The 12,519-nt window shown below is 62.9% G+C and carries 14 protein-coding genes and 1 pseudogene; 9 read left to right on the top strand and 6 right to left on the bottom strand.

Annotated elements, in window-relative coordinates; genetic code table 11:
* Positions 1 to 8: 8 nt before the first annotated feature.
* On the bottom strand, positions 9 to 596 hold the full coding sequence (gene ssuE, locus ACZ0BA_RS04980; RefSeq protein ID WP_463450225.1) for an NADPH-dependent FMN reductase: 588 nt from the start codon (positions 594 to 596) through the stop codon (positions 9 to 11).
* 163 nt (positions 597 to 759) lie between these two features.
* On the opposite strand from ssuE, the gene ACZ0BA_RS04975 reads away from it, so the two are divergent.
* The 6 genes from ACZ0BA_RS04975 to ACZ0BA_RS04950 all read left to right on the top strand — a co-directional run bounded on the left by ACZ0BA_RS04975 (position 760) and on the right by ACZ0BA_RS04950 (position 6,352).
* Positions 760 to 1,260: a prolyl-tRNA synthetase associated domain-containing protein gene (locus ACZ0BA_RS04975; protein WP_463450224.1), complete on the top strand. Its 501-nt coding sequence runs from the start codon at positions 760 to 762 to the stop codon at positions 1,258 to 1,260.
* Positions 1,261 to 1,368: 108 nt separating this feature from the next.
* Positions 1,369 to 2,577 carry an acyl-CoA dehydrogenase family protein gene (locus ACZ0BA_RS04970; protein WP_463450223.1) on the top strand — a complete coding sequence of 403 codons (1,209 nt, stop codon included), beginning with the start codon at positions 1,369 to 1,371 and terminating at the stop codon, positions 2,575 to 2,577.
* A complete protein-coding gene (locus tag ACZ0BA_RS04965; RefSeq protein ID WP_463450222.1) occupies positions 2,577 to 3,407 on the top strand; it encodes a methionine ABC transporter ATP-binding protein in 831 nt (276 codons plus the stop codon). The genes ACZ0BA_RS04970 and ACZ0BA_RS04965 overlap by 1 nt, the downstream gene beginning before the upstream one ends.
* The gene (locus ACZ0BA_RS04960) at positions 3,400 to 4,092 is read left to right on the top strand and encodes a methionine ABC transporter permease (protein WP_463450221.1); all 693 of its coding nucleotides are present in this window, start codon (positions 3,400 to 3,402) and stop codon (positions 4,090 to 4,092) included. The genes ACZ0BA_RS04965 and ACZ0BA_RS04960 overlap by 8 nt, the downstream gene beginning before the upstream one ends.
* 11 nt (positions 4,093 to 4,103) lie before the next feature.
* Positions 4,104 to 4,952, top strand: a complete 849-nt coding sequence (locus ACZ0BA_RS04955; protein WP_463450220.1) for a MetQ/NlpA family ABC transporter substrate-binding protein — start codon at positions 4,104 to 4,106, stop codon at positions 4,950 to 4,952.
* A complete protein-coding gene (locus ACZ0BA_RS04950) occupies positions 4,952 to 6,352 on the top strand; it encodes an LLM class flavin-dependent oxidoreductase (protein WP_463450219.1) in 1,401 nt (466 codons plus the stop codon). Before ACZ0BA_RS04955 ends, ACZ0BA_RS04950 begins: the two co-directional genes overlap by 1 nt.
* On the opposite strand, the gene epsC is transcribed toward ACZ0BA_RS04950, so the two are convergent.
* Positions 6,349 to 7,272, bottom strand: coding sequence for a serine O-acetyltransferase EpsC (gene epsC / locus ACZ0BA_RS04945; protein ID WP_463450218.1), 924 nt, complete (start codon positions 7,270 to 7,272; stop codon positions 6,349 to 6,351). The genes ACZ0BA_RS04950 and epsC overlap by 4 nt on opposite strands.
* Before the next feature lie 167 nt (positions 7,273 to 7,439).
* Between epsC and ACZ0BA_RS04940 the strand changes: the two genes are divergently transcribed.
* Entirely contained in the window at positions 7,440 to 8,621 is a 1,182-nt protein-coding gene (locus ACZ0BA_RS04940) for a multidrug effflux MFS transporter (RefSeq protein ID WP_463450217.1), read from the top strand.
* Between the two features lie 4 nt (positions 8,622 to 8,625).
* Here ACZ0BA_RS04940 and ACZ0BA_RS04935 read toward each other — a convergent pair whose 3' ends face one another.
* The gene (locus ACZ0BA_RS04935) at positions 8,626 to 8,877 is read right to left on the bottom strand and encodes a hypothetical protein (RefSeq protein WP_463450216.1); all 252 of its coding nucleotides are present in this window, start codon (positions 8,875 to 8,877) and stop codon (positions 8,626 to 8,628) included.
* 118 nt (positions 8,878 to 8,995) lie between these two features.
* On the opposite strand from ACZ0BA_RS04935, the gene ACZ0BA_RS04930 reads away from it, so the two are divergent.
* Positions 8,996 to 9,457, top strand: a complete 462-nt coding sequence (locus ACZ0BA_RS04930) for an RrF2 family transcriptional regulator (RefSeq protein ID WP_463450215.1) — start codon at positions 8,996 to 8,998, stop codon at positions 9,455 to 9,457.
* Positions 9,458 to 9,557: 100 nt separating this feature from the next.
* Here the strand turns inward: ACZ0BA_RS04930 and ACZ0BA_RS04925 are convergent, their stop codons facing one another.
* On the bottom strand, positions 9,558 to 9,944 hold the full coding sequence (locus tag ACZ0BA_RS04925) for a nuclear transport factor 2 family protein (RefSeq protein ID WP_463450214.1): 387 nt from the start codon (positions 9,942 to 9,944) through the stop codon (positions 9,558 to 9,560).
* A 65-nt stretch (positions 9,945 to 10,009) separates the two neighbouring features.
* Positions 10,010 to 10,615: pseudogene (locus ACZ0BA_RS04920) on the bottom strand (oxidoreductase).
* Between the two features lie 103 nt (positions 10,616 to 10,718).
* Between ACZ0BA_RS04920 and ACZ0BA_RS04915 the strand changes: the two are divergent.
* The gene (locus ACZ0BA_RS04915) at positions 10,719 to 11,693 is read left to right on the top strand and encodes a LysR family transcriptional regulator (RefSeq protein ID WP_463450213.1); all 975 of its coding nucleotides are present in this window, start codon (positions 10,719 to 10,721) and stop codon (positions 11,691 to 11,693) included.
* Positions 11,694 to 11,756: 63 nt separating this feature from the next.
* Here ACZ0BA_RS04915 and ACZ0BA_RS04910 read toward each other — a convergent pair whose 3' ends face one another.
* Positions 11,757 to 12,419, bottom strand: a complete 663-nt coding sequence (locus tag ACZ0BA_RS04910; RefSeq protein ID WP_463450212.1) for a GntR family transcriptional regulator — start codon at positions 12,417 to 12,419, stop codon at positions 11,757 to 11,759.
* Positions 12,420 to 12,519: the final 100 nt, after the last annotated feature.

Here is a 12,519-nt window from a genome sequence, read left to right as displayed (position 1 = left end):
AGATTGACTTAGCTCGCCAGGCGAACCGGTTCGGCCTGCACCACATAGCTGTCGCCGATACGGCCGCTGAGCGCATTCAAGCCGGCTGCCAGGGCCTCGACGCCGGCGTCCACGCGCCAGGAAATCGCCTGGTCCAGCGCCAGCCCGGAGCCTTCGACCCAGACTAGTTGCTGCGACGTGGCGTAGACGCTGGTCAGCACGTGGCGCGCGTCGAGCGCGTGCAGCACGGGCCGCAGCGCATAATCCAGCGCCAGCATGTGCGACTGGCTGCCACCGGTGGCCAAAGGCAGCACCAGTTTGCCCGCCAGGCCGTCCTGCGGCAGCAGGTCGAGGAAGGCTTTCAAAATGCCCGTGAACGAGGCTTTATAGACCGGCGTGGCGATCACCACCGCATCGGCGGCCGCCACTGCGGCCAGTGCCCGCTTGATGGCCAGGTCCGAGGTATCGGCGTGCAGCAGCGCCTGGGCTGGCAGGTCGCGCACCTGAACCTTGCTGTGGCGATGGCCGTGCAGGGCCAGTTTTTCGCCGACATGATCCAGCAAACGGCCGGTGCTCGATGTCGCCGCAGGGCTGCCGCCTATAAGAAGAATGCTCATGCTCTGGTCCCCATTGATGTTGTGGCGACCAGAATAAATCCGCATACTTGAAATCAAAACGAATAGTTTTACGCTTTGATATGCGGATAACGTTCCATGATTTTTCCGAATAAGGTAAATTGAATTCCTTCTACCCCTCCAAACAATAGTCTCAGGACCCGAAATGGAAAGCACGCTTCTGCACTGGCTGGACCAAACCGATATCCCGTACGATCTGGCCGAGCACCCACCGGTGCACACCATCGAGGAGGCGCTTGCCGCCGCCCCGTCGATGCCAGGGCTGATGACCAAGAATATCTTCGCGCGCGACGGCGCCGGAAAAAGGCACTTTCTGATCATCGTGCCATTTAATAAGCGCATCGACCTGGCGGCGCTGGCGCGCGCGCTGTCATCGACAAAACTCGGCATGGCCTCGCCGGAGCGGTTGATGAAGCACCTGGGCACCGTTCCGGGCTCGGTCAGCATCCTGGCGCTGATCAACGACAGCGAGGGCGCCGTCGAAGCGGTGATCGACAAGGCGGTGTGGGAAGCACCCGCCGTCCAGGCGCATCCCTTGCGTAACACGGCCACGGTCTCCATGCCCCACGAAACGCTGGAGCGCTTCCTCGAATACACCGGTCACTTGCCGCGTGTACTGGAGGTTCCAGGGCAGCTCACTTCCTGACGACAGCCATAGCTAGTTTTCCGCATAAGGAAAGCCGGATTTCTTCGTGTACGGCTTAAGGGGGCGGGTGCAATACTGGCGGCACCGATACCCTTAAACGGACATACCATGTCTAAAGCTTTACTTAAAACGGCGGCGCATCCGGCACAGGACGCGGCACCGGACCCACTGGGCGTCGCCACCGATCTGGCCAAACGCCTGGCGGAAACAGCCAACGCCCGCGACCAGGCCGGCGGCCATGCCGCCCAGGAGCGCGAATGGATACGCGAATCCGGCCTGCTCACACTATCGATTCCCACCGCTTTCGGCGGCCAGGGCGCCGACTGGCCCACCGTCTACCAGGTGATACGCATCGTGGCCCGTGCCGACAGCGCGCTGGCGCACGTCCTCGGCTTCCATTACCTGCAATTGGCGGGCGTGGACCTGTATGGCACGCCGCAACAGCAGCGCCGCTTCCTCACCCAGACCGTCGAGCAGAATCTGTTCTGGGGTAACGCCCTCAATCCACTGGACCGCCGCACCACGGCTGTGGAAGCCGACTACGGTTTCGTACTCGATGGCGTCAAGAGTTTCTCGTCCGGCTCCGTGGGCTCCGACTGGCTGACCATCTCGGCCTGGCATGCGGAGACCGAAACCGCCTTGATCGGCGTGCTGCCGACGCGCCAGGAAGGCGTGACCGTGCAACCCGACTGGGACGCCTTCGGCCAGCGCCAGACCGACAGCGGCAATGTCCACTTCAACCAGGTCGCGCTGCCGTCCACGCAGGTGCTGCAGGCGCCGGGCCACACGCCGACCGCGCGCGCGACCTTGCGTTCGCAGATCGCGCAGCTGATCATGACCAATCTGTATCTGGGCATTGGCGAAGGCGCCTTCGAGGCGGCGCGGGCCTACACGTTGAACGAGGCGCGGCCATGGTTCGCCTCCGGCGCGGCGTCGGCCGCGGCCGATCCGCTGATCCAGCACCGCTTTGGCCAGTTGTGGCTCAAATTGCGGCCCGCCGCAGTACTGGCCGACCACGCGGCGCATGAGCTGGACCGGCTGTTCCGGCTTGGGAATGCAGTCACCGCCCGCCAGCGCGGCGAACTTGCCGTGGCCGTGGCCGAGGCCAAGGTGCTGGCCCATACCGCCGGCATCGATGTCAGCAACCAGATGTTCGAACTCACGGGTGCGCGCTCGACGTCGGCCAAGTATGGCTACGACAGATTCTGGCGCAACGTCCGCGTACATACCCTGCACGACCCGGTCGATTACAAAATCCGCGATCTCGGACGCTATGCCCTCGATGGCACGGTGCCCGACCCTACGGCCTATTCCTGATGACGACACCATTGATTAATATTACCCACGCGAGCAAAGCCTTCGCGCTGCCCGCTGGCGGCGCGTTCCACGCCGTGCGCGACGTCTCGCTGTCGGTCGACCAGGGCGACATCTTCGGCTTGATCGGCAAAAGCGGCGCCGGCAAATCCACGCTGCTACGCCTCATCAACCTGCTCGAGCGGCCCGACCAGGGCCTGATCGAGGTCGATGGCCGCGAGCTGACCTCCCTCAACAAACGCGATCTGCGCGACGCCCGCCGCAACATCGGCATGATCTTCCAGCAGTTTAATCTACTGCAAAACGCCAGCGTGTTCGACAACGTCGCCTTCCCGTTGCGCATCCACGGCGGACTGACGGCCGAACGCATCACCACCCGCGTCAACGAATGCCTGGAGCTGGTCGAATTGGGTGGCAAATCGGCCAGCTATCCGGCGCAGCTTTCCGGCGGCCAGAAACAGCGCGTCGCCATCGCCCGCGCGCTGGCCAGCGGACCGGCCGTGTTGTTATGCGACGAGCCGACTTCCGCGCTGGACGCCGAAACCACGCGCGCCCTGCTTGCCACCCTGCGCGACATCAACCACCGCCTGGGCGTCACCATCGTGATCGTCAGCCATGAGCTGTCGGTGATCGGCGAGATCTGCAACCGGGTCGCCGTCATCGAAGACGGCGCCATCGCCGAACAATTCGCGCTGGACGACGCGGCAAGCCTCACGGTCCCGCGCAAAACCGCGTTGGGTCGCGAACTGGCGCAGCATGGCGCGGCCACGCTGGGCATCGCCGACGCCGCCGGCCGCGCCTTTGCGGCCAACCGGGAGAGCGCCCATGTTTGATTCCATCAGCTCCCTCAGCGTCTCGGCGGTCAACATCATTGCGATGCTGCCCGAAATGTGGACCGCCCTCGGCCAGACCTTGACGATGCTGGGCATCGGCCTGTCGGCGGCGGTGCTGATCGGCGGCCCGCTCGGCATCCTGCTGTTCCTGGTGGCCGACGGCCAGTCGCTGCAAAACCGTCCCGCCGCGCTGGTACTGGGCTGGTTCGTCAACACCGTGCGCTCCTTCCCCTTCATCATCCTGCTGGTGGCGCTGGTGCCGTTCACCCGCATCATCGCCGGCACCTCGATCGGCCCATTGGCCGCCGCCGTGCCGCTGTCGTTTGCCGCCATCCCCTACTTCGCCCGCATGGTGGAGCAGAACCTGCGCGAAGTGCCGCGCGGCGTCGTCGAGGCGGCGCACGCGATGGGCGCGTCGGAACTGCAAATCGTTCTGCGCGTACTGCTGGTCGAAGCGCGCTCCGGACTGGTGCTGGCGCTGACCGTGCTGTCGATCAGCTTCCTGTCCTATTCCGCCGTCGCCGGCGTGGTGGGCGGCGGCGGCATCGGCGACCTGGCGATCCGCTACGGCTACTACCGCTTCGAGACCGACATCATGGTCGCCACCGTCGCCATCCTGATCGTCATGGTGCAAGTGATCCAGTTCACCGGCAACCGCATCGCCAAACGTATCGATAAACGCTAGAGGAAAACAATATGAACACCCCGAATCGCCGTCAACTGCTGCTGGCAGCACTGCTCATCGCCGCCGGCGCCAATACCATCGCCAACGCCAAGGACCCGAAGGAACTGGTGATCGGCACCAGCGCCGGCCCGTACGCCGACCAGGTCAAGCTGGGTATCAAGCCTATTCTGGAAAAGCAGGGCTACAAGGTCAAGCTGGTGGAGTTCAACGACTACATCCAGCCTAATTTCGCGCTGGCCGAAGGTTCGCTCGACGCCAACATCTTCCAGCATATTATCTACCTGACCAAGTTCTCGACCGAGCACAAGCTGCAACTGAGCGAGTTGGTCAAAGTGCCCACCGCCCCCATCGCCATCTACAGCAAAAAGCACAAGACGCTGAACGATGTGAAGGAAGGCACCACCGTGGCCCTGCCCAACGACCCGACCAACCAGGCGCGCGCGCTGGTGCTGCTCGATCAACTGGGCTGGATCAAACTGCGCGACAGGTTCGATCCGGTGCGGGCGTCGGAAAAGGACATCGCCGCCAACATCAAGAAGATCAAGCTGATACCGCTGGAGGCGGCGCAGTTGCCACGCTCGCTCCAGGACACCGACTACTCCTTCGTCAACGGTAACTACGCGCTGGCGTCGGGCCTGAAGCTGAAGGATGCGCTGACGACCGAGAAAATCTCGCCCAACTACGCCAATCTGGTGGCGGTGCGCACGGCCGACAAGGACAAGCAGTTCGCCAAGGATATCGCGGCGGCCTACCGCTCGCGCGAGTTCCTGGAGGTGACCAACAAGCACTTCGCCGACTACGCCAAGACCGACTACCAACTGGCGCTGGAAGCCGGCGGCAAGCCCGCCGCAGGAAAATAATGAGCAAGCAGATACGCTTCAACGCCTTCCAGATGCACACCGTGAGCCACCAGTCGCCCGGACTGTGGACACATCCGCGCGACAACGGGCACCGCTACACCGATCCAGACCACTGGACCGAATTGGCGCGGCTGCTGGAGAAGGGGCGCTTCGATGCGGTGTTCCTGGCCGACGTGCTGGGCGCGTACGATGTGTATCAGGGCAGCGCCGACGCGGCGCTGCGCCACGGCGTGCAGGCGCCGCTGAACGATCCGCTGGCGCTGGTGCCGCTGATGGCGCAAGCCACCATGCACCTGGGCTTCGGCGTGACGTGCGCGCTGACCTACGAACACCCTTACACCTTCGCACGCCGCCTCTCCACGCTCGATCACCTGACGCGCGGCCGGATCGGCTGGAATGTCGTCACCGGCTACCTCGATAGCGCGGCGCGCAACCTGGGCCTGAACCAGCAACTGGGCCACGACGAGCGTTACGACCTGGCGGACGAGTATATGGATGTCGTCTACAAGTTGTGGGAGAAAAGCTGGGACGACGACGCGGTGGTCAACGACAAGCAGCGCGGCGTGTACGCCGAGCCGTCCCGTGTGCACCCGATCAACCACGTGGGCCGGCACTTCAAGGTGCCGGGGTTCCACCTGTGCGAACCGTCGCCGCAGCGCACGCCGCTGTTGTACCAGGCCGGCACTTCGCCGCGCGGCACGGCGTTCGCGGCAAAGCACGCGGAATGCACCTTCGTCAGTGGCCCCAGCAAGCAGGTGGTAAAAAGGTATGCCGACGACCTGCGCGCGGCGGTGCGGGCTGCGGGGCGCGACGGCGATGAGCTGAAGATCTACGCGCAGGCGCTGATCGTCACGGCGCCGACCGAGGCGCAGGCGCGCGCCAAACACGAGGAATATCGCCGGCATATCGATATCGAGGCGGCGTTGGCGCTGCTGTCCGGCTGGACCGGCGTCGACTTCAGCCGCTTCGAACTGGACGCGACGATCGAATACATCGACTCGGACGCCGGACGTTCGGCGCTGGCGTCGTTCAGCCAGGCAGACCCGGACCGCAAATGGACGGTGCGCGAGGCGGCGGAATTCATCGGCCTGGGCGGACGCGGACCGGTGCTGGTCGGCGATCCGTCGCAGGTGGCAGATCAACTGGAGGCATGGCAGGACGAGACGGGAATCGACGGCTTCAATCTGGCGTTCGCGGTGGCCCACGAAAGCATGCGCGACGTGGTGGAGTTGATCGTGCCGGAATTGCAGCGGCGCGGCCGCTATCGCCGGGAATACACGGCCGGCACGTTGCGCGAGCAGGTGTTCGGCCGGGGGCCGCGACTGGCGCCGCAACACGCCGGCCGGCAAGTGCGCATCGATGCCGCCGCCGGAGCGTCGCCGTTGAAATCGGCGGCCTAATCGTTGCGCATCTGCGCCTGCGAGACGTTGCTGCCCGCCGGGACGCTCTGGGTGAGCCACACATTGCCGCCGATGGTGGAGCCGGCGCCGATGGTGATGCGGCCCAAGATCGTCGCGCCGGCGTAGATGACGACATCGTCCTCCACCACCGGATGGCGCGGCACGCCCTTGATCAACACACCCTTGTCGTCGGCGGGGAAGCGCTTGGCGCCGAGCGTCACGTGCTGGTACAGGCGCACGCGCTGGCCGATGATGGCGGTCTCGCCGATCACCACACCGGTGCCGTGGTCGATGAAGAAGCTGCCGCCGATCTGCGCACCGGGGTGGATGTCGATACCGGTCATCGAGTGGGCGATATCGGAAATCAGGCGCGCCAGGAACGGCGATCCGAGGCGGTGCAGGCTGTGCGCCAGCCGGTAGTACAGGATTGCGATGGTGCCGGGGTAGCACAGCATGATCTCGGCCACCGACGTCGCCGCCGGGTCGCCGGAAAACGCAGCCTGTACGTCGGAGACCATCAGCGCGCGGATGGCCGGCAGGCCGGCAGCGAACTCGCGGGTGATGCCATGCGCGCAGCGCGTCAGCTTTTCCTCGTCGACGACCGCCTCCTCGCACGAAAACTGCAACCCGCGCCGGACCTGTTCGGTCAGGCGGTTCAAGGTGGTGTTGAGCGTATCGCCGACAAAGTAGTCGATGCTTTCGTCGGTCAGGTTGGGCCGGCCGTAATGGGTGGGGAACAGGACCGCCGACAGGCCGTTGACGATGATCGTCAGCGCCTCCCGCGACGGCAGTTCCCGGACCTTGCCGTGATGGCGGATATTGTGCGTGGCCTCGCGCGAGACGCGCAACTGCTCGACGACGGTGTCCAGGTTCCAGTGCGACGGCTTCACGCCGGTGCCGTCAAAAGTATCGATGGTCATGATGTCTCAAATATAGAAGTACGAAAACGGCGGCGCAACAGGGTCGGAATGCGCCATCTGACAGCATAGCCGCCCCGCCGTCAAATAAGAAAGAAGCTATTTGCGTTTTGATATGCGGCAATCGCATATCGCGTAAAATGCCGGGTCTAACGAACAATACGCCTTTCATGAATATTTTGCTGACACTGCTGCTGGCGGGGCTCTCCATGGTGGGGCCGCTGGCCATCGACACCTATCTGCCCTCTTTTCCGGCCATTACCCAGACCTTCGACGCCAGTCCGCTGATCATCCAGCAGACGTTGAGCGTGTTCCTGTTCTGCTTTGCCTTCATGATGCTGTTCTACGGCACCCTATCGGACTCCTTCGGCCGCCGTCCGGTCATCCTGATTTCGCTGGTGCTGTATATCGCCGCCTCGATCGGCGCGGCGATGGCGCCGTCGATCGGCGTGCTGCTGGCCTGCCGCGTGGTGCAGGGCCTGGCCGCCGGCGCTGGCTCGGTGGTGGGCCGCGCCATCGTCATGGACCGCTTTTCCGGCGCCGCGGCGCAAAAGATCCTGGCGCATATCATGATGGTGTTCGGCCTGGCGCCTGCGATTGCGCCGGTGCTGGGCGGCTGGCTGCAGGTCGGTTTCGGCTGGCGCTCGGTGTTCTGGTTCCTGGCCGCCTTTGGCCTTTTGATGTTCGTCTCGGTCTATCGCGCGCTGCCGGAAAGCCTGGCCGTCAAGGACCGCCACCCCTTCCACGTCGCACCGATCGCCAAAAACTATTGGAAGGTGTTAGGTCACCATCACTTCCTGTTACTGTCAATCGCGGTGGGCATGTGCTTTGCGGGCGTGGCGCTGTATATCGGCTCGGCCGCCTACTTCGTGATGAATATTTTGCATTTGCCGGAGACGGCGTTCGCGTGGATGTTTGTGCCGCTGATCGGCGGCATGGTGGTGGGCTCGGCGCTGTCGGGTAAATTCGCGCACAAATTCGCGCGCAAGACGCAAGCATGGATGGGCTTTGCCGTCATGATCGGCGCTGGCGTGATCAACGTCGCCTACAACTATTATTATGTGGCGGCGGTGCCGTGGGCGGTCATGCCGCTGTTTATCTACTCGTTCGGACTTGCGCTGGCCATGACGCCGCTGTCGATGATCGCGCTGGACTACTTCCCGAACAACAGCGGGCTGGCGTCATCGATGCAGTCGTTTATCCAGATGCTGTTATTTGCGCTGGTTTCGGGGCTGGTCGCCCCGCTGCTGTTCGACAGCGCGTTAAAGCTGGCGTGGGGCGTGCTTGCCAGTCTGGTCGTCAGCGTGATCGCGTGGTTGCTGGCGCAGACCGGCAAGCCGGTCACCCACTAAACAATCAGGGCCACGGGGCCGGATTCACATTCACATACTGCGCCCCGCCCTGTTCCGGCTCGCGGTCCGCCGGCAGGCCGCCCGGCGCCTGGGCCGGATTGCGCAAACCGAGTATCTCCTTGCGCGACTCGACGAAATCGGCGCTCGACAGGGGATTTTCCTTGTCGGGCCAATTCTCCTCGGCCCACTGCTGCAATGCTTCAAAACGCTGCCATAGCTCGTTGACGAACTGGCGGCGCGACTCTTCGTTGACCATAAGTCCTCCTTGGATTTTGCTGAACTCTACGTTACGACGATGCAAGCGTCGGTACGCCCACGCACGAATATACATCCCCGGTTAGAATAGCGCCTTAAACTGTCTTAACTACTCATCGATGCGACTGACCTCTTTTACCGACTATTCGCTGCGCACGCTGCTCTTCCTCAGCGCGAATCGCGATCGCCTGGTCACCATCCAGGATATCGCCGACCTGCACGTGATCTCGAAAAACCACTTGATGAAAGTGGTCTATCAGCTGGGTCAGTCCGGGCTGGTCGAGACGGTGCGCGGCCGCAATGGCGGGCTGCGTCTCGGCAAAGAGCCGAAGGACATCAACATCGGCGCGCTGGTGCGGGCCACCGAGACGGATTTCTTCATGGCCGAGTGCTTCGACCGCGCCACCGATACCTGTCCGCTGACGCCGGACTGCCGCCTCAAACACACGCTCAACGACGCCACCAAAGCCTTCCTTGCGGTGCTCGATGGCCAGACCCTGGCCGACATGCTGCCGGCCGATCCCGCCAGCTCCAGCATCAAACCGGTGCGCATCATGCGCGGCGCGGCCAGCGGCGATTGAGCCGCCAGCAGCTTTCAGCTAGTTCGCATTAACAAATCCCGTCAATCCAAACGGTCCGATGGAAGACCTGGGCGCGTAAATTTGTACGCCCAAGTACATGTCACGCGTCGAACTGGTGGTACACCTTGGCGATGACTTTCCAGGCCCCCTCGATCCTGATTAACGTGAGGTAGTCGTTGTAGTCCGCCCCGATGGCATCCTTTTCCATGTCGGCGCGGACGACGGCGGTCGTGGGCGTGATCGCCAGCACGTCGAGGCGCGTGGTGATCTCCGGCGCTTTGCCGTTTTGCGCAATGAATTTGTACAGGTTGTCGATTGGTCCGCCAAGCAGCTGCCCGTTGGTGTAGCCATACATCACGGCACTCTCGTGAAATGCCTGGGCGACCTGCTCGACGCTGCCGGTACGCAGGCCGTCAACGTATTGTTGGGCGACCGCGATGACGCTGTTGTAATCGGCCGTAGGTACCGCTTTGATATTCTTGCTCATGTCTTGCTCCTGTATGTGATGGATTAAAGATGTGATCGACGATGCGCTCGCCCAGGCGTACGTCATCACAGACTGGCGACGGGCCAGTCCGTGTAACCTTTTGCGCCGCCGTTGTAATAAGACTCGCGCGGTGCGACGGTCAGCGCCGTCCCTCGACGCAGGCGTTCCACCAGGTCGGGATTGGCAATGAAAAGGCGGCCGAACGCCACCGCGTCGATGTGCCCTTGCGCGCGCCGAGCCATGGCGAGGTCCAGGTCGTAGTCGTTGTTGCCAATGTAGGGGCCGGTGAACATGGCCCACCCGGTCACCGCCCCAAATGGCCACGATCGCCTCGGTTACTTCGAGCGTCAGCCGCACACGGTTTTCAAGCGTGCCGCCATACCGGTCGGTGCGACGATTGCTACCTGCTTCCAGCCCGAGACCTGCGCATCGTTCCAGATGCCGGGGGTGGCGGCGTAACCGCGCGCCTATGGCGAAATATTGGTCGCCTCCGAGACAATCAAACCGGCGCTTGCACGCTGGGCGTAATACGTCGCGTGCAGCGCCCCCGGTACGCCGTCTTCGCCGTAACGGCTGCGGGTGAGCGGCGCCATCACGATGCGATTGGCGATGGATATCGCACCCAAATTGCTCGGCGTGAAGAGATCGGTGAGTAGGCTGTTTTCGAGCATGCTGGTTCCCTGTTTGTAGTGACTAGCGGCCACGAAAAACCGCGATGCACCTACTTTAAAGATGATTCATAATGAAGTAAATCATCACAAACAGAGATATAGAATGAACAAAAACGGCATAGTTGTAGAGTCTCCATCGATTGCCACAGTGACGGGCAACCCGTTGGCACCGGCGTCCGTCCACCTGCCGGGGCTCATGGCGTTCGAAGCGGCCGCCCGGCTGCTCAACTTTGCCAGGGCCGCTGCGGAACTGGGCGTTACGCCGACAGCGATGTCGCGTACGATCAAAATCCTCGAAGGGCAGCTCAAGGTGCGGCTTTTCAACCGCACCACGCGCAGCGTCGGCCTGACCGAGGCGGGAGCAGCTTTGAACGCGTCCATCGTCCCGGCGCTTGCCAGCATTCGCAGCGCGCTAGCAGAAGTCAGCCACGGCGCGGACGGGCCATCCGGTCTGCTGCGGATTAACTTGTCATACGTCGCCTATCGCATTTTGATCGAGCCGCATGTCGATGCCTTTTTTACCGCCTTCCCGACGATCAATCTGGAGATATCGCTGGACAATCAGCTTAGCGACATCGTCGGCGCCGGCTTCGACGCCGGCATCCGCCTGGGCCGAAAGGTTCAGAACGACATGGTCGCGGTGCAGCTGGGCGGGATGCAACAACGGGTGGTGCTGGTGGCGCCGGGCTATTTCCGGGAGCGCTCCCGCCCGGAACGCATTGAAGACCTGCTGCGGCACGACTGCATCCGGCAGCGCTACTCGTTTGGCGGCAGGCTGTTTGACTGGAAATTTGGCGTGGACGGCCAGACCGTGCACATCGACGTGCAGGGGCGCTTGATCGTCGACGACATGCACTCGGTGGTCGACGCAGCCGTGCGCGGCGCCGGGATTGCCTTCGTCTATGAAGACTTTGCTCGCCAGGAGATGGCTGCGGGGTCGCTGGTGCGTATTCTGGAGCAATACAGCGCGACCGACGACGCGTTCCATATCTATTACCCGCATCGCTCGCAAATGCCCGGCAAGCTGCGCGCATTTGTCGATTTCATGCAGGAGGCCAACCGCCCTGCGATTGGATGATACCGGCGCGCGGGCAAACCTGAAAGCGGTAAGCCGAGTCAGATGCCTTGGCCGCGATCGACGTCACGCCGCTTGCTGCGTCAGCTGCGGCAGGGACGCCATCAGGTCCGAGAAGCGCTGCCCCTGTATCATCACGTGATCGCGCAGCAGCCGCGCCGCCAGTTCGCCGTCGCCAGCGATGATCGCCCGCACCACGCCGTCATGCTCGCGATAGGAATTGGCCAGCCGGTCGCGCACGCGCAATTGCAGGCGGCGATATGGCCGCAGACGCCGGTACAGATTGCGCGTCTGCTCGATCAGGAACTGGTTATGACTGCCGGCGTAGATCGCCTCGTGGAACACTTCGTTCTTGTAGTAGTAGTCGTCCGGCTCGTGCGCGAGCATCGCCGCCTGGCAGGCCTCGTGGGCCGCCAGCAAAGCCTTTTGCTCGTCCGGCGTCATGCGCCGCGCGGCCAGCCGGCCGCAGGTCGACTCCAGTTCCGACATCACCTCGAACATCTCCACCAGCTGCTGCGGCCCCAATTCGGCAACGATGGCGCCGCGCCTGGGCCGTATCACCACCAGCCCCATTGACGCCAGCTGGATCAGCGTTTCGCGGATCGGCGTGCGCGAGACGCCGAAGCGGGTCGCCAGTTCGGTTTCGTCCAGATGCTGGCCGGGCTTGAACACTCCGACCGCGATCATCTCTTCTATTTGTTCACGCAAGGTTGCGGAATGGTTGGTCATGGGTTTGCTGCCTTCCGAAATACACGCTTCATTATAAGAGTGATTTTGACCTTGACAATGTATCCATCGTGGACGATCTTGTATACATAAAAAAGAAGAT

The organism is Duganella sp. AC917 (assembly GCF_979258245.1).
This window is presented reverse-complemented; position numbering and strand designations above follow the sequence as displayed.

Bases quoted from the DNA above. Each gene is read 5' to 3' on its own strand.
- ACZ0BA_RS04940 (WP_463450217.1), top strand. From the start codon at position 7,440: ATGAATATTTTGCTGACACTGCTGCTGGCGGGGCTCTCCATGGTGGGG.
- ACZ0BA_RS04965 (WP_463450222.1), top strand. From the start codon at position 2,577: ATGACGACACCATTGATTAATATTACCCACGCGAGCAAAGCCTTCGCG.
- ACZ0BA_RS04925 (WP_463450214.1), bottom strand. From the start codon at position 9,944: ATGAGCAAGAATATCAAAGCGGTACCTACGGCCGATTACAACAGCGTC.
- ACZ0BA_RS04935 (WP_463450216.1), bottom strand. From the start codon at position 8,877: ATGGTCAACGAAGAGTCGCGCCGCCAGTTCGTCAACGAGCTATGGCAG.
- epsC (WP_463450218.1), bottom strand. From the start codon at position 7,272: ATGACCATCGATACTTTTGACGGCACCGGCGTGAAGCCGTCGCACTGG.
- ACZ0BA_RS04910 (WP_463450212.1), bottom strand. From the start codon at position 12,419: ATGACCAACCATTCCGCAACCTTGCGTGAACAAATAGAAGAGATGATC.
- ACZ0BA_RS04950 (WP_463450219.1), top strand. From the start codon at position 4,952: ATGAGCAAGCAGATACGCTTCAACGCCTTCCAGATGCACACCGTGAGC.
- ACZ0BA_RS04970 (WP_463450223.1), top strand. From the start codon at position 1,369: ATGTCTAAAGCTTTACTTAAAACGGCGGCGCATCCGGCACAGGACGCG.
- ACZ0BA_RS04930 (WP_463450215.1), top strand. From the start codon at position 8,996: ATGCGACTGACCTCTTTTACCGACTATTCGCTGCGCACGCTGCTCTTC.
- ACZ0BA_RS04975 (WP_463450224.1), top strand. From the start codon at position 760: ATGGAAAGCACGCTTCTGCACTGGCTGGACCAAACCGATATCCCGTAC.
- ssuE (WP_463450225.1), bottom strand. From the start codon at position 596: ATGAGCATTCTTCTTATAGGCGGCAGCCCTGCGGCGACATCGAGCACC.
- ACZ0BA_RS04960 (WP_463450221.1), top strand. From the start codon at position 3,400: ATGTTTGATTCCATCAGCTCCCTCAGCGTCTCGGCGGTCAACATCATT.
- ACZ0BA_RS04955 (WP_463450220.1), top strand. From the start codon at position 4,104: ATGAACACCCCGAATCGCCGTCAACTGCTGCTGGCAGCACTGCTCATC.
- ACZ0BA_RS04915 (WP_463450213.1), top strand. From the start codon at position 10,719: ATGAACAAAAACGGCATAGTTGTAGAGTCTCCATCGATTGCCACAGTG.